This is a genomic window from Paractinoplanes bogorensis (assembly GCF_018829635.1).
Classification (GTDB): domain Bacteria; phylum Actinomycetota; class Actinomycetes; order Mycobacteriales; family Micromonosporaceae; genus Actinoplanes; species Actinoplanes bogorensis.
Map to the genome: position 1 here is coordinate 483,951 of NZ_JAHKKG010000001.1, position 18,318 is coordinate 502,268.

Sequence of the window (18,318 nt, forward strand, 5' to 3'; positions counted from 1 at the left end):
CCGAGACATCGGTCGGCACGAATCCGGTAGTGGATCGATCACCGTCGGTGCTCGATGGCGCGTCGGTTTAACGTGTAAGTTCACCGCGTGGATCTTGATCAATCGCGTGTGACCGCCGCGAAGATCGCGGTCGGCTTCACCTTCGCGACCAACGGGCTCGCCTACACCGGCTGGCTCGCCCGGGCTCCCGCCGTCCGCGACAGTCTCGATCTCTCGGCGGCCGGGTTCGGGCTGCTCCTGCTGTGTCTGTCGGGTGCCGCCATCTCGGCGATCCCCCTGGCTGGCCCGCTCGTGCAGCGCATCGGACCGGCCCGTACGGTCCTGCTCGGCAGCACGTCGATGGTGGTCGGCCTGACCGGTCTGGGCACCGGCACGCTGATCGGCTCGGTGCCGGTGGCCGGGATCGGGCTGGTGCTGATCGGCATGGGCAACAGCACCTGGGACGTCGCCATGAACGTCGAGGGCGCCGACGTCGAGCGCCGCCTCGGTCGCACGATCATGCCCCGCTTCCACGCCGGCTTCAGCCTGGGCACGGTCCTCGGCGCCCTCTTCAGCGCCGTCGCCGCCGCGGCCGGTCTGCCGATCTGGGCTCAGCTCTACCTCACGGCCGCACTCACGCTGGCGGTCACCTATCCGACGATCAAGAGATTCTTCCCGTACGCTCCGTTGCCCGCCGGACAGCAGCACGCGATGAGTGTCGGCCAGGCCTGGCGTGAGCCCCGCACCCTGCTCATCGGGCTGGTCATGCTCGGCTTCGGGTTCACCGAGGGCACGGCCAACGACTGGCTGGCCATCAGCCTGGTCGACGGCTACCGGACCAGCGAGACGATCGGCGCGATCGCCTTCGGCGGGTTCGTGACGGCGATGACGCTCGGTCGTCTCTTCGGTGGCTACGCGATCGAGCGTTGGGGACGCGTCATCACGCTGCGCGTCACCGCCGCCTCGGCCGCCGTCGGTCTGTTGCTGGTCGTGGCCGAGGTCGCCGTGCCGGTGGCGATCGCGGGCGCACTGCTCTGGGGTGCGGGGGCGTCGCTCGGCTTCCCGATCGGCATGAGTTCGGCCGCCGACGACCCGGCCCGGGCGGCCATCCGCGTCTCGGTCGCGGGCTCGATCGGCTACGGCGCCTTCCTGGCCGGCCCGCCCCTGATCGGTCTGCTGGCCGAGCATCTCGGCGTGCTCCGGGCGCTCCTCTGCGTCTTCGGTGCGCTGGTCATCGGGCTGGTGGCCTCGGGTGCCACCAGGCCGTTGCCGGAGAGCGGGGTAGCGGGGAAATCCGGGGAGTGACAGCCTCGGCAGATGGCTTACGACAGCTCCGCCGAGATCAAGGCACGGGTCGCCGCTTCGCCCGAGCAGGTGTGGTTCGCGCTGACCGACGCCGGCGCGCTCACCGCCTGGTACTGGCCTGCCTCGATGGACCCGCGGGCCTTCTCCGATCCGGTGGCCGGTGGGCGCTTCGGTGTCGACGCGGGCGACATGGGGTTCGCGGGGGAATATCGCGAGTTCGACCCGCCGCGCCGCATGGTGCAGTCGTGGCGGTGGACCGGTGACGATCGCGACAGCCGGGTGACGATCGAGCTCACCCCGTCCGGCGACGGCACCGACATCGTGATCGTCCACGACCAGGTCGACGAGGAGACCGCCGAGATGTACCGCGCCGGATGGGAGAGCTGCCTGACCCGTCTGCCCGGCTATCTGGCTACTCGGAGCGCAGGAAGTCGGTGATCAGTCCGGCCAGCACGGCCGGCTGCTCGATCACCATGGCGTGCGACGCGTCGGCCAGCTGGATGAAACGCGGGTGCCCGGCCGCCCGCACCTGCTCCACCACGAAGCGGCGGTACGCGTCGTAGAGCTCTCCGAAGGGCTCCTGCTCGGGCCGGTTGCGGGTGGCGATCACGACGAGCTCCGGGCAGGTGGTCGACGCGTACACCGGACCAAGGTCAAGTTCCTTCATTCCCGTACGCATCTGAGCCGTCAACGCCGCCGACGGCCGCAACGAGGTCTCGCCGTTGTCGGTCGTGAGGTTGCGCCGGAAGCCCTCGATCCACACCTTCTCGTTGGCGCCCATGTCGCGGGCCGCGGACCGCTGCTCCTCGACCAGGCTGGCCAGCTGGTCGGCCTCGATGATCCGCCCCGCCTGCGCCGAAGACTGGTCGTACACCGCCTCGAGCCGGGCCAGCTCGGCCACGGCCTTGTCCGGGTCGAGTCCGGGCAGCTGCGCCGGCGAGCTGGGCGGCGGAGCCCCGTCCAGGTTCACCACGCCCGGCGCCTCCGGATGCCGCTGACCCCACAGCGCCGCCAGCATGCCGCCGAGTGAATGGCCGACCACCGCAGGCCGTTCGATCTCCATCTGTACGCACACCGCGGCGAGATCACCCAGCGCCGTGTCCCACGTCCAGGTGCCCTCGCCCGAGCGCCCGTGCCCGCGCAGGTCCACAGTGATCACCCGGTGGTTCGGCCGCAGCGCCCGGGCCAGCGTGGTCATCGTGGCCAGGTTGCCGCCCGCGCCGTGCAGCAACAGCAGCGGCGGCTGGTCGCCCCCGAAGTCGCGTACGGCCAGCGGCACATCGCCCGCGTCGATGAGCCGGTCGTTGATCATGGCATCTCCAAGTGGCTGAGTGGTGCTTTCACTGTGCGTACGGCCCTGTTCGCTTTCGTGGCCTTTCGCAGACCTGTCCGAGCCCAGTACGGTGTGCCCGAAATATCTCGGGAGGATCACTCGTGCGTTCGCGTCCCGCCGTCGTGGCCGCCGTTGTGCTGCTGCTCGCGACGACCGCCTGTGACAAGCGCGAGGAAGAGCCGGCCGCGGTCTCGCCGCCGGTCAGCATCGTGCAACAGCCTGCCGCATCGGCCGGCGGCGCGTGCATCCTGTGGGACTACGCCTTCATCAAGCAGAAGCTCGGCGTCACGTTCGACGTGGCCGCCTCCGACCAGGTCGACGACACCTCGAGCTGCGTCGTGCAGACCGCCACGGGCGACTATCCCGACCTCATGCTCTCGGTCGTCGAGAGCACCCCGGCCAGCGCGACGCAGTTCCTGAGTGACCTCAAGCCGGCCAAGGCGACCACGCTGAAGGGGCTGGGCAAGGCAGCCTACCGGCTCTACACACCACCGGCGGCCGGGCGCGGCCCGATCATCGAGATCGGCTGGCTCAGCGAGGCCAAGCAGCTGCAGACGCTGCGCTTCACCTTCGCCCAGGACGCGACAGCGGCCGCCGTGTCCGCGATGAATCCGAAGATCATCGCCCTCGCGAAAGCGATGGACACGACGGCCGGCTGATTCAGTGCGCGGCTACGAACACCCGGGACGCCACCTCACGCGGCAGGCGGATCTTGTCGCCGGAGCGGTCGATGGTCACGCCATCACGCTCCTGGGCCACCGTCACCGTCGTACCCGGGTCGATGCCGGCCGCGTGCAGCTGGCGCAGCACGTCGGCGTTGGTCTGCACGCTCTCGCAGATGCGCTGGACCACGACGCTCCCGGTGAGGCCGGGGAACGCCAGGTTGCGCTCGCCGGGCACCTCGGTCTCCTCGATCTCGTCGGCCCCGCCGAACGCGTCCAGCCCCGGGATGAGGTTGCCGTAGGGCGACCGGGTCGGCTTGTTGAGCAGCTCGTAGACCTTCTTCTCCACGGAGTCGCTCATCACGTGCTCCCAGCGGCAGGCCTCCTCGTGGGCCTCCTCGTAGGGCATGCCGATCACGTTCACCAGCAGCAACTCGGCCAGGCGGTGCTTACGCATGACGGCGACCGCGGTCGCGCGGCCGTCGTCGGTGAGGACCAGGTGCCGGTCGTTCTCGATGGTCAGGAGGCCGTCGCGCTCCATGCGCGCGACTGTCTGGCTGACCGTGGGGCCGCTCTGGTGCAACCGCTCGGCGATCCGCGCCCGCAGCGGCGGCACACCCTCTTCCTCGAGCTCGAGGATGGTGCGTAGATACATCTCGGTGGTGTCGATCAGGTCGTGGTTGTGCAGCGACGTCTTCACAATGCGGCCCTCCCAGCAGCGATAATACCTCGTTGCCGGGGGTTGACAGCCGCCCCGAGCAGGTGCTGGAAGCGTACCTGACGGCACGGGCAACTTGCCGCGAGGCGAAAGCGTCGGTGGGGCGTGGCAGCATGACCGTCATGGCGGATCCGACGACCACGGTGGTGTGGGATCGAGCACTGCTCGACTACGACATGGGCGATCACCCGCTCAATCCGGTGCGGGTCGAGCTCACCATGGCGCTCGCCCGCGAGCTCGGGGTCCTCGACCGGCCCGGCGTGCGCCTGGTCACGCCCGATCCGGCCACCGAAGCCGACCTGACCAGGGTGCATCGCGCCGACTATCTCGAGGCCGTCCGGCACGCCCCGCTCGACCCGTTCTTCCGCGGCTGGGGGCTCAACACCGACGACAACCCGGTCTTCGAGGGCATGCACGAGGCGTCCGCGCGCATCTGCGGCGCGACCATCGCGGCGGCCGAGGCGGTCTGGCACGGCACGACCACGCGCGCCGTCAACGTGGCGGGTGGTCTTCATCACGCTCTGGCCGCGCGCGCGGCCGGCTTCTGCGTCTACAACGATCCCGCCGTCGCCATCGCCCGCCTGCTCGACCAGGGCGCCCAGCGGGTGGCCTATGTGGATGTCGACGTCCACCACGGCGACGGGGTGCAGGCCGCCTTCTACAACGACCCCCGCGTGCTCACGGTCAGCCTGCACGAGTCGCCTCTCACCCTCTTCCCGGGCACCGGCTTCGTCGAAGAGACCGGCGGCCCCGGTGCCGAGGGCACGGCGGTCAACGTCCCGCTCCCGCCCGGCACGGGCGACGCGGCCTGGCTGCGCGCGTTCCATGCCATCGTGCCCTCGGTGGTCCGCGCGTTCGCCCCCGAGATCATCTTCAGCCAGTGCGGAGCCGACGCCCACCGGCTCGACCCGCTGGCCGACCTGCGGCTCTCGGTCGACGGTCAGCGCGCGGCCTATCTGGCCATGCGCGAACTGGCCGACGAGCTGTGCGGCGGCCGCTGGGTCACGATGGGCGGCGGGGGCTACGCGCTGGTCGAGGTCGTGCCCCGCGCCTGGTCCCACCTGCTGGCGATCACCACCGGCACGGCGATCGACCCCGCGACCCCGACCCCGGCCACCTGGCGCAAACTCGCCGCCGAGCGTTGCCCTCGGGCCGTCGTGCCCGAGACGATGACCGACGGCACCCCGCCCGCGGTCGAGCGCTGGGAGCCGGGCACCACACCCGACGCCGTCGACCGGGCGATCCTCGCCGCCCGCACGGCCGTCTTCCCGCTCCACGGTCTCGACCCGCACGATCCCCGCGACTGATCACCGCTGAGAGGAGGGGTGGCATGGACATCAGCGCCGACGTCCTGCTCTCCGACGGCAGTGCCGTCCACCTGCGACAGATCCAGCCGTCCGACGCCCCCGCCATCGTCGACTTCCACTCCCGCATGAGCGAGCGCACCCGCTACCTGCGCTACTTCTCGCCCTACCCGCGGATCCCCGAGCGCGATCTCGAACGCTTCGTCAACGTCGACCACCACGACCGCGAGGCGTTCGTCATCGTCAGCGGCCCGCGCATCATGGCCGTCGGCCGCTACGAGCGACTCGGCCCCGAATCGCCCGAGGCCGAGGTCGCCTTCGTGGTCGAAGACGCGCATCAGGGCCGCGGCATCGGCTCGGTGCTGCTCGAGCATCTGGCCGAGGCCGCCCGGGCCAACGGCCTCACCCGGTTCGTGGCCGAGGTGCTGCCGGAAAACGCCGGCATGCTGCGCGTGTTCAGCGACTTCGGCTACCACGTACAGCGCAAATATGCCGACGGCGTGGTGCACCTGAGCTTCCCGATCGCCCCCACCGAGAAGTCGCGCGAGGTGCAGGAGTCGCGCGAGAAGCTCACCGAGGCCCGCTCGATCGCCCGGCTGCTGGCGCCCCGGGGCGTCGCGGTCTACGGCGCCAGCGCGAGCGGTCAGGGCATCGGTGCGGCCATGCTCGGCCACTTGCGCGACGGCGGTTACGCGGGCCCGATCGTCCCGGTCCACCGCAACGCCGAGCGGGTGGCCGGCCTGCGCGCCTACCGGTCGGCCACCGAGGCCGGCGTCGACATCGATCTCGCCCTGATCGCCGTCCCGCCCGAGGGGGTCGCCGCCGCTCTGGCCGACGCGGCCGCGAGCGGGGCCGGGGGACTGGCGGTGATCTCGGCCGGTTTCGCCGAGACCGGGGCCGAGGGCGCGGCTGCGCAACGGGCCCTGATCGAGGGCGCGCACGCGGCCGGGTTGCGCGTGGTGGGGCCCAACAGCATGGGGGTGGCCAACACCGATCCCTCCGTACGCCTCAACGCCACGCTCGCCCCACTCCTGCCCGCCGCCGGACGGGTCGGGTTCTTCAGCCAGAGCGGCGCGCTCGGGGTCGCGCTCCTGGCCGAGGCCGACCGGCGCGGGCTGGGCCTGTCCAGCTTCGTCTCGGCCGGCAACCGCGCCGACGTCTCCGGTAACGACCTGCTGCAGTACTGGCAGGACGACCCCGGCACCGACGTCGTTCTGCTCTATCTCGAGACGTTCGGCAACCCGCGCAAGTTCGCCCGCCTGGCCCGCCGCATGAGCCGGGTGAAGCCGGTGGTCGCGGTCGCCTCGGCCACCCGTCCGCCGGGCCTGGCCGGTGACCTGCCCGGTCCCGACGTGCACGCGGTCACCGCCCTGTTCGCCCGCTCGGGCGTGATCCGGGTCGACACCGTGCAAGAGATGTTCGACGTCGGCCTGCTGCTCGCCCACCAGCCGCTGCCCACCGGCCGCCGGGTGGCCGTGGTCGGCAACTCGTCGGCCCTGTCCGAGCTGGCCGTGTCCGCCTGCCGGGCCAACGGTCTCACGGTCGCCGAGGGCTACCCGCTCGACATCAGCCCCCAGGCCGGTGCCCACGACTTCGCCGACGCGCTGGCCGACGCCGCAGTCGACGACCGGGCCGACGCTCTGGTCGTCGTGTTCGCGCCCCCGCTGCCCGGCCAGCTCGCCGACGAAGACGCCGACTTCGCCGCCGCCCTGGCCAGCGTCGCCCTGGCCGGCGAAAAGCCAACGGTCGCCACGTTCCTGCTCGGCAGCCTGCCCCCGCGCGTCCCGGCCTACCCGTCGGTCGAAGAGGCCGTACGCGCCCTGGGCCGGGTGGCCACCTACTCCGACTGGTTGCGCCGCCCGCCCGGCGTGGTGCCCCAGTTGGTGGGCGTAGACCCGTCCGCCGCCGACGTCGACGGCCCGCCCTCGGCGTTGCTGGCCGCCTACGGCATCGACGTGGTGCCGTCCACACTGGCCGCCGGCGCCGACGAGGCGATCGCGGCCGCGTCGGCGCTCGGCTATCCGGTCGCGCTCAAGGCGGCCGGCGGCGCCCTGCGGCATCGCATCGACCTCGGCGCCGTCCGGCTCGCGCTGGCCGACGAGGAGGACGTGCGCTCGGCCTACGCCGAGTTGTCGGCCGCCTTCGGTCCCGACGTACTGGTCCAGACGATGGTCCGCGCCGGAGTGGCCTGCCGGGTCGAGGTGATGGAAGATCCCGCGTTCGGCCCGGTCGTCGGTTTCGGCCTGGGCGGCGTGGCCAGCGAGCTCTTGGGCGACCTGGCTTGGCGGGCCGCCCCGCTCACCGATCGCGCCGCCGAGGCCCTGGTCGTCGAGCCGCGCGCCGCCCCACTCCTGCACGGTTACCGGGGTTCCGAGCCGGTCGACCGAGACGCGCTGATCGACCTGCTGCTTCGAGTGGGCCGCCTGGCCGACGACCATCCCCGCCTGCGCGGACTCTCCCTGAACCCGGTGCTGGCCCGCCCCGACGGTCTCTCGGTCCTGCACGCAACCACCGAGATCGGCGACCCCACCCGCCGCCCCGACACCGGCCCCCGCCGCCTGCGAACCCCCTGACACGACCGCCCGGCCGAGCCGTGTGGCTCGACCGGGCGGTCGTGAAGGTGTTGCGGCGCGTCAGCCGGCGTAGGCCTCGAGGCGGGACGCGCGCTCCGGGTCGCGGAGCTTGAGCATGGTGACCTTCTCGATCTGGCGGATGCGCTCGCGGCTCAGGCCGAACTCGCGACCCACCTCGTCGAGGGTGCGCTGGCGGCCGTCGTCGAGGCCGAAGCGCAGCCGGATGACCGCCGACTCGCGCTCGCTCAGCGTGGCCAGCACGATCTCGACCTCGTTGCGCAGCTCGCCCGAGCCGGCCGTGGCGCCGGGCTGGTTCTGGTCGACCGCGGCCACGAAGTCGCCGAGCGCGCTCTCGCCGTCCTCGCCGACGGCCTGGTCGAGGCTGACCGGTTCACGGTCGTACGAGATCAGCTCGATGACCTGGAACTCGGGAACGCCCATGGCCTCGGCGATCTCGGCGATGCTGGGCTCGCGGCCGAGCGTCGCGGCCAGGTCGCGCCGGCTGCGGACCATGCGGTTGACCTGCTCGACCATGTGCACCGGGATGCGGATGGTGCGGGCCTGGTCGGCCATGGCGCGGGTGATGGCCTGGCGGATCCACCAGGTGGCGTACGTGGAGAACTTGTAGCCCTTGGTGTAGTCGAACTTCTCGACCGCGCGGATCAGGCCCAGGTTGCCCTCTTGGATGAGGTCGAGGAACGCCATGCCCCGCCCGGTGTACCGCTTCGCGATGCTCACCACGAGGCGCAGGTTGGCCTCGAGCAGGTGGTTCTTGGCGGCCTTGCCCTCCGCGATGATGATCTGCAGGAGCGGGGCCAGGTCAACTGTTGCGTCCGGGAGCTTCTCCTCGGCGTACAAGCCGGCCTCGATGCGCTTGGAGAGCTCGACCTCTTCGACCGCGGTCAGCAGCCGGGTGCGGCCGATGCCGTTCAGGTACGCACGAACCAGGTCGGCGGAGACGCCACGCTCATCCGTCGCGTCCAGGTCGGTAAGAAGCTCGACACCATCGGTCATGCTGTTCTCAACGGCAACCGCCGCTACGGACTCCGACGCCTTCATCTGCAGGACCACCTTTCAGTCCCCTCCCCGCTGATAACCGTCTCGTGCAGTCCGGCCCGCCGCGTGATGCTGCGTGCCGGTGTGATCGATAGCTTGGCCCGGAGCGCGTTAAGCCGAGGTGAGGCAAGCGTCCAGGTGGCATGAATCAGGGAGAACCCTGACGTCGCCAAGCCGACAAGTGACCGTATTGCCGGTACTCGCCGCGTGTTGCGCGCCGATACTGTTCCCCAAACGCCCGCTAGGAGGAGAAGGTTCAGTGGTCTTCAAAAAGTTGATGCAGGCAATGGGAGTCGGCGGCCCATCGGTCGAAACAGTGCTGGCCAACCCCAATTGCCGGCCTGGTGGATTCCTCGAGGGCCAGGTGCACGTGATGGGCGGAGACCACGCCACAGACGTCGAATATGTGGCAATTGGGCTGATGACCCGGGTCGAGGTCGAAAGCGGCGACAGTGAATACAACACGAATCAGGAATTCCACCGGCAGCGTTTGACCGGTTCGTTCCGACTCGACCCCGGTGCCCGTTATGACGTGCCATTCCGATTCGACGTGCCCTGGGAAACGCCGATCACCGAGGTGTACGGCCAGCACCTGCACGGCATGACGATGGGGCTCACCACCGAGCTCGAGGTCGCGCGCGCGGTCGACAAGTCCGATCTGGACGCCGTCGCGGTGCACCCGCTGCCGGCCCAGGAGCGGATCCTTGACGCGCTGCTGCGGCTGGGCTTCCGCTTCAGCCGGGCCGACGTCGAGCGCGGCCGGGTCTACGGGGTGCAGCAGCAGCTGCCGTTCTACCAGGAGATCGAGTTCTACCCGCCGTCGGCCTACGCGAGCGGCATCAACCAGCTCGAGCTGACGTTCCTGCCGACGCCGCACGTGCTCCAGGTCGTCCTCGAGATCGACAAGCGGGGCGGCCTGTTCACCGAGGGGCACGACGCGTTCGGCCGGTTCGACATCGACTACTCGACCGTCGACCAGGTGGACTGGGCCGGCCAGCTCGACAACTGGCTGCGGCAGTCGGCCCAGCGCCGCGGCCTGTTCTTCTAGGTTCCTCGGCTTTACAGCTCCAGCAGGATCGTGCGCGGTCCGACGTTCACGCTCTCGACCAGCATGTGCGCCCGGAAGCGGCCGGTTTCCACGGTCGCTCCCCGGGCGCGCAGGCTTTCCACGTACGCGGTGACGAGCGGCTCGGCCACCTCGGCCGGGGCGGCGGCGTTCCACGTCGGACGGCGCCCCTTGCGCGCGTCGCCGTAGAGCGTGAACTGGCTGACCACGAGCAGCGGGGCGCCGAGGTCGGACGCGGAGGCCTCGTCGTCCAGGATGCGGAGCTCGTACGTCTTACGGGCGAGCTCGACGGCCTTGGCGGGCGTGTCGTCGTGGGTCACCCCGACCAGCACCAGCAAGCCGTCCTCGATCTTGCCGATGACCTCATCGTCCACGGTCACGCTGGCCCGGCTGACCGTCTGCACCAAAGCCCGCATGATTAATTCCCCCGTACGCGCGCAGCCGCCAGCGGCAGCATGGCTACTTCCTCCGACGACATCGTGGACTGCCTGGACCGCATGTCCACCGCATCGTCCAACGCGCGAAGCGGGTCGCCGGGCGCGAGCTCGAGAAAAGCGTCGAGCATCTCGCCGACCAGTTCTCCGGTCGGATGCTCGATGGCCCCGGTGGCGACCTGCGCGAGGATCAGCGCGGTGAACGCGGTGTCGAGGTCGCCGTCCCCGTCGCGCGAATTCCGCCAGTCGATCACCACCGGCCCGTCCGCCGCCATGATGACGTTGTCGGGATGCAGGTCGAGGTGAACGACCGACGGCGCGGTCCCCGTCAGACTCGGCAGCGCGTGCAGCCGCCGCAGCAGGTCAGCCAGGATCGCCGCGCCGTCCCGCAACGACATGCTTCCCGCAAGCAGCACGGTCGCCATGGTCGGCCCGTCGAGCCGCTCGAGAACGAGATCGGGCCCGCCCGCCTCGTACACCCGCGGCACGGGATATCCGAGCCCACCGACGTGCCGCATGACCGCAGACTCGGGGCCGGTGTCCCCACCATGGCGATAGCGCCGCAGCACCCGGCCTTCGTCGAGCGCATAGACGTCAGCCTCCCGCCCGAAGGCGAACGGCTCTCCCAACGACTCAGCCCCCAGCCGACCATCCACGCCGGTGACGTTAACCCACCACCCCAGGCCCGCGCGGCCCCTGCGTTGCGGTCGGTCCAGCGCGTGCCGTGCGTGGTGGGGCCGCGCCGCCGGGCGGGCGGCGCGGCGTTGCGTGGTCAGTCGATGGCGTTGCTGCTGGAGTCGCTGGTGTAGCTGTCGACCGGCGTCTCCATCGCGCCGGTGGTGGCGTCACCGGTCGTCGTGTTGGCGACGCCCGGGCCGGAGCGCGGGTGGGTCTTGAAACTGTTCGGCCCCGCCGTGCCACCCGTCGTGGTCATCACGCCGTGCTCCGGGTGCGGCCCGCCGTCCTGCAACTGCTCGGTGTCCGTGCCGGCCGCGAGGGTGCTGGACAGGCCGGGGTCGTCGTCACCCTTTTCGGGCCGATAGGTCTCGGGCTCGTCGAGCGCTCCCGGGGCGTAGTCGCTTCCGAGGATCTCCCGCTCGATGCTCTCCTGCGAGTCACTCATGGTGTTCGTTCCCTCCGACAGTTCGGCGGCACCCAACGTGCCCCGGCCGACCCGGCGTAAACCGGGGTGCCGCGACGCACGGCCATCATGCTCGCTCCCGGGCGGCACCGGCATCCGCCAGTTCGGCCCGGGCCGCGCTGAGCCACCCGGGCGAGCATTGGGTGAGGAGGTTGGTGGGGGAAGGGCGGGACCTGCGAGGATGTGCGCCATGACGCTTTCGCTGCCGATCGAAGCCGAGGCCAACGAGCTGCTGTCCACCGATCCGTTGGCGCTGCTCATCGGCATGGTGCTCGACCAGCAGATTCCGCTCGAGAAGGCGTTCAGCTCGCCTTACGTGCTGGCCCAGCGGCTCGGGCACGCGCCGACGGCGGCTGAGCTGGCCGACTTCGATCCGGAGGCACTGATCGCGATCTTTGCCACGCCGCCGGCCCTGCACCGGTTCCCCAAGGCGATGGCCGTCCGGGTGCAGGAGGTCTGCCGGGCGCTCGTCGATCGGTACGACGGTGAGGCGGCCAACCTGTGGACCGGTGTCGAGGACGGCGCCGAGCTGCTCAAGCGGGTCGCGTCGCTGCCGGGGTTCGGGAAGCAGAAGTCGCAGATCTTCGTGGCGCTGCTCGGCAAGCAGTACGGCGTCGAGCCGGCCGGCTGGCGTGCGGCGGCCGGTGGGTACGGCGAGCAGGGCTCCTTCAAGTCGGTCGCGGACATCGTCGACGACCAGTCGCTGGGCAAGGTGCGCGCGTACAAGAAGGAGATGAAGGCCGCCGCCAAGGGGTGACGGACCTGGGGAAATCGGGTGTGGGACGGCGCTGCCTGGGCGCACCGGCATCAACGGTGCAAGTATGAGGGGTCGATCGGAGAACCTCATCGTGAAGAAGCAGCCGGTTCTGATCACCAACGCCGCGCAGAGCCCGGACGATCAGTTCCGTAGCCGGCAGATCCGCTACGTGACGATGATGAGCATCCGCGCCGCGTGTCTGATCCTCGGGGCGGTGCTGATCAGCTTCCGGGTGCCACTGCTGCCGGTCTGGCTGATCCTGTGTGCGGCGGGCATGGTGTTCCTGCCCTGGGCGGCCGTGCTGATCGCCAACGACCGGCCGGCCAAGACGAAGGCCGAGCGGGCCGCCGACGCCCTCGCCCGTGAGGCGAAACCGCAGGCCACGCTGCCGCAGCACTCGGCTGAGGCGACCGAATACCTGACCATCGACCTCGAGCCGACCGAGACCGGCGAGCGCTGGATCCCGGTAGAGCCCCGAGAGCGCGAAAAGGGCTAGGCGGCCGGGCGGGCGCCGATCAACGACACCGCCGAAGCCCCCAAAGTCGCTCCGGCGGTCAGGGCAGCCTCGGGAGACTGACCGGCGCACCAGGCGGCCACCAGCCCGGCCGCGAAGGCATCCCCGGCCCCGGTCGGGTCCGTCATCGGAACGCGCTCCGGGCGCACCGAGGCCACCACCGAGTCATCGGCGGCCCAGACGGCACCCTCCGCACCCTGTTTGACGACCACATTCCGTACGTACGGAGTCAGCCGCACCGCCTGCGTAGCCGCCGGCCCGGCCCCCGCGAGTACGTCCGCCTCGTCCGCGTTGCAGAGCAGCAGGTCACACCCGCGTACGAAAGCCAGGAACTCCGCCGCCCCCACCGAGCGCAACGGTGCCGCCGAGGCCGCGTCGACGCTGGTGGTCAGGCCGTTCTCCCGGGCTGCGGCGAGCGCTTCGAGCCCGGCCGCCCGGGAGCCCTCGTGGAGCAGCGGATAACCGGAAAGGTGCAGGTGGCGGGCACCGGAAGCGACGATCGCGGCTCGCACGTCGGCCGGGTCGAGCAGCAGCGACGCACCCCGATCGGTGATCATCGTGCGTTCCGAGGGGCCGGCCAGCACCACGATGCTGCCCGTGACCGCCCCGGCGTGGGCGCGCACCTCACAGAGCACCCCGGACGAGGTCAGCTCGGCCACGCGTTCGCGTCCGGCCGGGTCGTCGCCCACCGCGGCGATCAGCGTCACCGGCTGACCCGCGTGCGCGAGCCAGGCCGCCGTGTTCGCGGCCTGACCACCGCCACCGACGGTGATCGCGGCGTCGGTGTCGGAGCCCGTCTCGATCGGCCCGTGGTGCGCCACCAGCACGTCGGTGACGAGGTCACCCACGACGGCGATCACGCAGGGACGCTGAAGCCGAGCGGGGCCACGGCGGCCGAGGCGGTCGCCACCGCGATCTTGGCCGCGAGCTCGGCGTTGCGCAGGATGATCCGGACGTTGACCTCGAGGCTCGCGCCGTGGGTGCTCTCGTGGAAGTGGCTGAGCAGGAACGGGGTGACCGCCTTGCCGGTGATCCCGCCCCGCGCCAGCAGGGAGAGGCCCTGGGCCAGCGTGTGATCGTGCAGGTCGGGGTCGAGCTGCTGATCGGTCGGCAGCGGGTTGGCCAGGATGAGTGCGCCGGCGCCCACCTCGTGGTCGGAGCGGGCGCGGATCACGTCGGCGACCTGCTCGGGCGAGTCGAGCTGCCAGTCGACGTCGAAGCCGCCGTCGGTGATGAAGAAGCCGGGGAAGCGCTTGGTGCCGTACCCGGCCACGGCGACGCCCAGGGTCTCGAGCCGTTCCAGCGTGGCGCCGACGTCGAGGATCGACTTCACGCCCGCGCAGACCACGACGATCGGCGTGTGGGCCAGCGTGGTGAGGTCGGCCGACTCGTCGAAAGTGACATTCGCCTCTCGGTGCACGCCGCCCAGGCCGCCGGTCGCGAACACGCCGATGCCCGCCGCGGCCGCGACCGCGCTGGTCGCGGCGACCGTGGTGGCACCGTCGGCGCGCCGGGCGGCGGCCACCGCGAGGTCGCGGACGGACAGCTTGGCGACACCCTCGGCCAGCGCCAGGTGCTCGATCTGGGCGTCGTCCAGCCCGACGGTCAGCTCGCCGCCGACCATGCCGATCGTGGCCGGCACGGCGCCCTGGTCACGGACGGTCTGCTCGATCTCGCGTGCGACCCGCAGGTTGTCCGGGTGCGGCAGGCCGTGCGAGATGATCGTGCTCTCCAGCGCGACCACCGGCCGGCCGTCCCGGCGGGCGCGGGTCACATGCTCGCCGAAGCGAATCGCGAAGTCAGTCACGACAGTTACCGTACGGTGCCCCGACGCGAGCTGGCCAAAGACGGCCCAGCTGGTCGTTGGACCGGCCCGGTCCGAGGTGCCACACTTGCGGGTTGGAGCTTGCGTCAGGAGTCGTCGGCCGGGGGACCGGCGGCTCGGTTGAGAAGAGAACGTGACCGAAGGGCAGATGTCGTGACCACCGAGATCCTTGAGCGTCCCGAGACCAAGGACGCCGACACCGGGCCGGAGATGTTCCACTACGTACGTAAGGAGAAGATCGCCGAGAGCGCGGTCATGGGCACTTACGTCGTGGCACTGTGCGGCGAGAAATTCCCGGTGACCAAGTCGCCGAAGCCGGGTTCGCCGGTGTGCCCGCAGTGCAAGGAGATCTACGAATCGATGCAGCACTGACCAGTGCTGACGGGCTACTCGTCGCGGACCTGATCGGCGTGGCGGTGTTCGCCGCGTCGGGGGCCGCGGCGGGCGTCGCCAAGCGCTTCGACCTGTTCGGCATCGCGTTCGTCGGCTTCGTGGCCGCGCTCGGCGGCGGCATCCTGCGCGACCTGGTGATCGGGGCCGTGCCGCCGCTCGCCTTCGCCGACTGGCGCTACGCGGTCACCGCGGTTCTCGCCGCGGTGGCCGTCTTCTGGCTGCACCCCCGTCTGGCGCGCTGGCGCCGCCCGGTCCTGCTGCTCGACGCGGCCGGACTCGGGCTCTTCACCGTGACCGGCACGCTCAAGGCGCTCGACGCGGGCGTGCCGGCGGTCGGTGCCTGCCTGATCGGCATGCTCACCGCGATCGGCGGCGGCCTCGCCCGCGACATCCTGACCGGCGAGATCCCGGTGGTCCTCCAGCGTGACATCTACGCCGTCGCCGCCCTGGGCGGCGCGATTCTTGTCACGATCCTGCGAGGCCTGGATGTCGCGGACCCGCTCACGATGGGCATGTCGGCACTGCTCATCACGGGTGTTCGGCTGGTCGCGCTGTACCGCCGCTGGTCGGCTCCGGTGGCGGCGCCGTAACCCGCGCGGAGCCGCCCTCGCGGCTATGCTGGTTGCCGCCTCCGGTCCCGCGCCGGGGGTGTTTTCTTTGGAGAAGGGATCGTCGCAGCTTGAGCCCGCCACTGCCGGATCTGGAGACCTTCCCGCCCCTGCGTGACTGGCAGCGCAAGGCCCTCGTGGGCTATCTGCGCCGCCCTGGCGACGATTACATGGCGGTGGCGACCCCCGGCGCCGGCAAGACCACGTTCGCCCTGCGGATCGCCGCCGAACTGCTTGCCCACGGCACGGTCGAGGCGGTCACCGTGGTCTGCCCGACCGAGCACCTCAAGGTGCAGTGGGCCCAGGCCGCGGCCCGGGTCGGCATCCAGCTCGACCACGAGTTCCGCAACTCCGACGTCCACTCGTCGCGCGACTTCCACGGCGCCGTGCTCACCTATGCCCAGGTCGGCATGGCGCCCGCGGTGCACCGGCGCCGCACCATGACCCGCTCCACGCTGGTCATCCTCGACGAGATCCACCACGCCGGTGACTCGCGCAGCTGGGGTGACGGAGTCAAAAACGCTTTCGAGCCCGCCGTACGCCGTCTGATGCTCACCGGTACACCGTTCCGCTCGGACGAGAACCCGATTCCCTTCGTGAGCTACGAGCGGGGCGAGGACGGGCTGCAGCGGTCGCGGGCCGACTCGGTCTACGGCTATTCCGACGCCCTGCGCGACGGCGTCGTGCGCCCGGTGCTCTTCATGGCCTACTCGGGCGAGACCCGCTGGCGTACGAACGCCGGTGACGAACTCGCCGCCCGCCTCGGTGAGCCGATGACCAAGGATCTGGTCGCGCAGGCCTGGCGGACCGCGCTCGACCACCGTGGCGACTGGATGCCCCAGGTGCTGCGGGCGGCCAACGCCCGGCTCACCAAGCTGCGCGAGCACGGCATGCGGGACGCGGGCGGCCTGATCATCGCCAGCGACCAGCAGACCGCGCGCGCCTACGCCAAGCTCATCGGCGAGATCTCCGGGGAGCAGGCCACGGTGGTGCTCTCCGACGACGACGGCGCCTCCAAGCGGATCGCCATCTTCGCCGCCTCGGAGGAGCGCTGGATGGTCGCCGTCCGGATGGTGTCGGAGGGCGTGGACATCCCGCGGCTCGCGGTCGGCGTCTATGCCACCAGCGCCTCCACCCCGCTCTATTTCGCCCAGGCGATCGGCCGTTTCGTGCGGGCCCGGCGCAAGGGCGAGACCGCGACCGTCTTCCTGCCCAGCGTGCCGCACCTGCTCGGGCTGGCCAGCGAGATGGAGGCGCAGCGCGACCACGTGCTGGGCCTGCCCAAGCAGAAGGACGGCCTGGACGACGACCTGCTCGAGCGCGCGCAGCGGGAGGAGAACGCCGAGGGCGACCTCGAGAAGCAGTTCGAGGCCTTGTCCGCGACGGCTGAGCTCGACCAGGTCATCTATGACGGCACCTCCTTCGGCATGGGGGCGATGACCGGCACGGCCGAGGAGGAGGAATATCTCGGGCTGCCCGGCCTGCTCACCGCCGACCAGGTCTCGGTGCTGCTGAACAAGCGGCAGGCCGATCAGATGGCCGCGCAGAAGAAGCGCAAGGCGGCCGAGCCCCCGGCGCCGGCCCAGCGTGAGGCGCCCGTCCCGATGACCGCGGGGGAGCGCCGCAACAGCCTGCGCCGCCAGCTGAACACCCTGGTCGCGGCGCATCATCACCGCACCAACCTGCCGCACGGCAAGATCCACGCGGAGCTGCGCCGGCTCTGTGGCGGGCCACCCAGCGCCCAGGCCACGATCGAGCAGCTCGAGGAGAGGATTGCGACGATCCAGACCATGTGATCCCGGAAAGCGTGTCAGGAAGTCTTTACGTCAAGTCCACTTGACGTCAAGAGGACTTGACGCGATGATGGACGCATGACGACGACAATCCTCGATCGGGTCATACGCTGGAATCTGGATCTCAACGGCGACCTCTACGGCGACGAGCGCGAGCGCTACCGCTGGTATGAGGGCATCACCGCCGCCGCGTCGATGCAGTGGCTCGCCGTGCCGTGGGCCGCGGCGATCATGGTGTGGCCGCTGGGCCGTTCGTCCGTCCTTCCGCTCGCCGTCGTGCTGGTGCTCATGCTCTTCCCGATCTGGCTGTGCGGGGTCTACGTGCGCCGCCGCCGGGTCGACACCACGCCCCGGGTCTGGGACGCCAAGCGATTCGTGCTGGGCGTCCTGGGCGGCACGCCCTATGCGTTCTTCCTGGTCGGTGCCCTGCGTGCCTACGATCCGGACGGATCGACCTGGGTCGGCGCGGCCGTCGGCGGGGTGATCGGTGCCGTGGGCGGGATCGTGGCTCAGATGGTGCAGAGCCGTCGCCGGCGCCGTGACGAGGCGCTCGCGACCGCGGACGAAGACTGATGGCGCCACCAGCGGGCCCGGTGCGCGCTCCCGAGGCCGGGGGCGCCGCCGGGGTTCGCATCCGGGCCGCTCGCAAGGAGGCCGGCCTGACCCAGCAGGGGCTGTCGGCGGCCGTGCAGGTGAGCCGTCAGACCATCATCGCGATGGAGACGGGCGACTACGCGCCCTCGGTCTACCTGGCGCTGAAGGTCGCGAGGGCCCTCCACACGACCGTGGAGCGTCTGTGGGACGCCGACCCGGACGTGGAGACGCCGGCCTGACGTCGCAGCCGCAGAGACCGCGTC

21 protein-coding genes are annotated in these 18,318 nt (G+C 70.8%); 13 read left to right on the top strand and 8 right to left on the bottom strand.

What is annotated here, in order from left to right:
- The first annotated feature begins 87 nt into the window (after window positions 1–87).
- Complete coding sequence (locus tag KOI35_RS02295) at window positions 88–1,284, top strand: MFS transporter (RefSeq protein WP_215784297.1); 1,197 nt, start codon at window positions 88–90, stop codon at window positions 1,282–1,284.
- Between the two features lie 12 nt (window positions 1,285–1,296).
- Entirely contained in the window at window positions 1,297–1,722 is a 426-nt protein-coding gene (locus KOI35_RS02300) for an SRPBCC family protein (RefSeq protein WP_215784298.1), read from the top strand.
- Here the strand turns inward: KOI35_RS02300 and KOI35_RS02305 are convergent.
- Window positions 1,697–2,596, bottom strand: coding sequence for an alpha/beta fold hydrolase (locus KOI35_RS02305; protein ID WP_215784299.1), 900 nt, complete (start codon window positions 2,594–2,596; stop codon window positions 1,697–1,699). The two genes, KOI35_RS02300 and KOI35_RS02305, sit on opposite strands and share 26 nt — an antisense overlap.
- Before the next feature lie 122 nt (window positions 2,597–2,718).
- Here KOI35_RS02305 and KOI35_RS02310 point away from each other — a divergent pair, with 122 nt between their 5' ends.
- Window positions 2,719–3,276 (top strand): hypothetical protein, encoded by a 558-nt coding sequence (locus KOI35_RS02310; RefSeq protein ID WP_308120743.1) that lies wholly within the window; start codon window positions 2,719–2,721, stop codon window positions 3,274–3,276.
- Window position 3,277: 1 nt separating this feature from the next.
- Here KOI35_RS02310 and KOI35_RS02315 read toward each other — a convergent pair whose 3' ends face one another.
- Window positions 3,278–3,967 carry an iron-dependent transcriptional repressor DtxR gene (locus tag KOI35_RS02315; protein WP_215784755.1) on the bottom strand — a complete coding sequence of 230 codons (690 nt, stop codon included), beginning with the start codon at window positions 3,965–3,967 and terminating at the stop codon, window positions 3,278–3,280.
- A 152-nt stretch (window positions 3,968–4,119) separates the two neighbouring features.
- Between KOI35_RS02315 and KOI35_RS02320 the strand changes: the two genes are divergently transcribed.
- Both KOI35_RS02320 and KOI35_RS02325 read left to right on the top strand, forming a co-directional pair.
- Entirely contained in the window at window positions 4,120–5,304 is a 1,185-nt protein-coding gene (locus KOI35_RS02320; protein ID WP_215784300.1) for an acetoin utilization protein AcuC, read from the top strand.
- Window positions 5,305–5,327: 23 nt separating this feature from the next.
- On the top strand, window positions 5,328–7,874 hold the full coding sequence (locus KOI35_RS02325; protein ID WP_215784301.1) for a bifunctional acetate--CoA ligase family protein/GNAT family N-acetyltransferase: 2,547 nt from the start codon (window positions 5,328–5,330) through the stop codon (window positions 7,872–7,874).
- 60 nt (window positions 7,875–7,934) lie between these two features.
- Here the strand turns inward: KOI35_RS02325 and sigB are convergent, their stop codons facing one another.
- Window positions 7,935–8,888: an RNA polymerase sigma factor SigB gene (gene sigB, locus KOI35_RS02330; protein WP_215784302.1), complete on the bottom strand. Its 954-nt coding sequence runs from the start codon at window positions 8,886–8,888 to the stop codon at window positions 7,935–7,937.
- A 301-nt stretch (window positions 8,889–9,189) separates the two neighbouring features.
- On the opposite strand from sigB, the gene KOI35_RS02335 reads away from it, so the two are divergent.
- Complete coding sequence (locus KOI35_RS02335; protein WP_215784303.1) at window positions 9,190–9,978, top strand: sporulation protein; 789 nt, start codon at window positions 9,190–9,192, stop codon at window positions 9,976–9,978.
- A gap of 11 nt (window positions 9,979–9,989) precedes the next feature.
- On the opposite strand, the gene dtd is transcribed toward KOI35_RS02335, so the two are convergent.
- The 3 genes from dtd to KOI35_RS02350 all read right to left on the bottom strand — a co-directional run bounded on the left by dtd (window position 9,990) and on the right by KOI35_RS02350 (window position 11,553).
- On the bottom strand, window positions 9,990–10,412 hold the full coding sequence (gene dtd, locus KOI35_RS02340) for a D-aminoacyl-tRNA deacylase (RefSeq protein WP_215784304.1): 423 nt from the start codon (window positions 10,410–10,412) through the stop codon (window positions 9,990–9,992).
- Window positions 10,413–10,414: 2 nt separating this feature from the next.
- Window positions 10,415–11,086, bottom strand: coding sequence for a phosphotransferase (locus KOI35_RS02345; protein WP_308120744.1), 672 nt, complete (start codon window positions 11,084–11,086; stop codon window positions 10,415–10,417).
- A gap of 116 nt (window positions 11,087–11,202) precedes the next feature.
- Window positions 11,203–11,553 carry a hypothetical protein gene (locus tag KOI35_RS02350; protein ID WP_215784305.1) on the bottom strand — a complete coding sequence of 117 codons (351 nt, stop codon included), beginning with the start codon at window positions 11,551–11,553 and terminating at the stop codon, window positions 11,203–11,205.
- A gap of 208 nt (window positions 11,554–11,761) precedes the next feature.
- Here KOI35_RS02350 and KOI35_RS02355 point away from each other — a divergent pair, with 208 nt between their 5' ends.
- Together KOI35_RS02355 and KOI35_RS02360 are read left to right on the top strand one after the other, a co-directional pair.
- Window positions 11,762–12,328, top strand: a complete 567-nt coding sequence (locus KOI35_RS02355; protein ID WP_215784306.1) for an HhH-GPD-type base excision DNA repair protein — start codon at window positions 11,762–11,764, stop codon at window positions 12,326–12,328.
- 64 nt (window positions 12,329–12,392) lie between these two features.
- On the top strand, window positions 12,393–12,824 hold the full coding sequence (locus tag KOI35_RS02360; RefSeq protein ID WP_246612363.1) for a DUF3099 domain-containing protein: 432 nt from the start codon (window positions 12,393–12,395) through the stop codon (window positions 12,822–12,824).
- Here the strand turns inward: KOI35_RS02360 and KOI35_RS02365 are convergent.
- Window positions 12,821–13,699 carry a carbohydrate kinase family protein gene (locus KOI35_RS02365; protein ID WP_215784758.1) on the bottom strand — a complete coding sequence of 293 codons (879 nt, stop codon included), beginning with the start codon at window positions 13,697–13,699 and terminating at the stop codon, window positions 12,821–12,823. The two genes, KOI35_RS02360 and KOI35_RS02365, sit on opposite strands and share 4 nt — an antisense overlap.
- The gene (locus KOI35_RS02370; RefSeq protein WP_215784307.1) at window positions 13,699–14,649 is read right to left on the bottom strand and encodes a pseudouridine-5'-phosphate glycosidase; all 951 of its coding nucleotides are present in this window, start codon (window positions 14,647–14,649) and stop codon (window positions 13,699–13,701) included. The genes KOI35_RS02365 and KOI35_RS02370 overlap by 1 nt, the downstream gene beginning before the upstream one ends.
- A gap of 171 nt (window positions 14,650–14,820) precedes the next feature.
- On the opposite strand from KOI35_RS02370, the gene KOI35_RS02375 reads away from it, so the two are divergent.
- From KOI35_RS02375 to KOI35_RS02395, 5 genes are all read left to right on the top strand, one after another.
- A complete protein-coding gene (locus KOI35_RS02375) occupies window positions 14,821–15,039 on the top strand; it encodes a DUF3039 domain-containing protein (RefSeq protein WP_215784308.1) in 219 nt (72 codons plus the stop codon).
- Complete coding sequence (locus tag KOI35_RS02380) at window positions 15,036–15,650, top strand: trimeric intracellular cation channel family protein (protein ID WP_215784759.1); 615 nt, start codon at window positions 15,036–15,038, stop codon at window positions 15,648–15,650. The genes KOI35_RS02375 and KOI35_RS02380 overlap by 4 nt, the downstream gene beginning before the upstream one ends.
- 89 nt (window positions 15,651–15,739) lie before the next feature.
- A complete protein-coding gene (locus KOI35_RS02385; RefSeq protein ID WP_215784309.1) occupies window positions 15,740–17,464 on the top strand; it encodes a DEAD/DEAH box helicase in 1,725 nt (574 codons plus the stop codon).
- A gap of 75 nt (window positions 17,465–17,539) precedes the next feature.
- Window positions 17,540–18,034 carry a hypothetical protein gene (locus KOI35_RS02390; protein ID WP_246612365.1) on the top strand — a complete coding sequence of 165 codons (495 nt, stop codon included), beginning with the start codon at window positions 17,540–17,542 and terminating at the stop codon, window positions 18,032–18,034.
- Window positions 18,034–18,294, top strand: coding sequence for a helix-turn-helix transcriptional regulator (locus tag KOI35_RS02395; RefSeq protein WP_215784310.1), 261 nt, complete (start codon window positions 18,034–18,036; stop codon window positions 18,292–18,294). Before KOI35_RS02390 ends, KOI35_RS02395 begins: the two co-directional genes overlap by 1 nt.
- Window positions 18,295–18,318: the final 24 nt, after the last annotated feature.

Coding starts and splice junctions, on each gene's coding strand:
- KOI35_RS02300 (WP_215784298.1), top strand. CDS start 1,297: ATGGCTTACGACAGCTCCGCCGAGATCAAGGCACGGGTCGCCGCTTCG.
- KOI35_RS02305 (WP_215784299.1), bottom strand. CDS start 2,596: ATGATCAACGACCGGCTCATCGACGCGGGCGATGTGCCGCTGGCCGTA.
- KOI35_RS02320 (WP_215784300.1), top strand. CDS start 4,120: ATGGCGGATCCGACGACCACGGTGGTGTGGGATCGAGCACTGCTCGAC.
- KOI35_RS02325 (WP_215784301.1), top strand. CDS start 5,328: ATGGACATCAGCGCCGACGTCCTGCTCTCCGACGGCAGTGCCGTCCAC.
- sigB (WP_215784302.1), bottom strand. CDS start 8,888: ATGACCGATGGTGTCGAGCTTCTTACCGACCTGGACGCGACGGATGAG.
- dtd (WP_215784304.1), bottom strand. CDS start 10,412: ATGCGGGCTTTGGTGCAGACGGTCAGCCGGGCCAGCGTGACCGTGGAC.
- KOI35_RS02350 (WP_215784305.1), bottom strand. CDS start 11,553: ATGAGTGACTCGCAGGAGAGCATCGAGCGGGAGATCCTCGGAAGCGAC.
- KOI35_RS02355 (WP_215784306.1), top strand. CDS start 11,762: ATGACGCTTTCGCTGCCGATCGAAGCCGAGGCCAACGAGCTGCTGTCC.
- KOI35_RS02360 (WP_246612363.1), top strand. CDS start 12,393: ATGAGGGGTCGATCGGAGAACCTCATCGTGAAGAAGCAGCCGGTTCTG.
- KOI35_RS02390 (WP_246612365.1), top strand. CDS start 17,540: ATGACGACGACAATCCTCGATCGGGTCATACGCTGGAATCTGGATCTC.
- KOI35_RS02395 (WP_215784310.1), top strand. CDS start 18,034: ATGGCGCCACCAGCGGGCCCGGTGCGCGCTCCCGAGGCCGGGGGCGCC.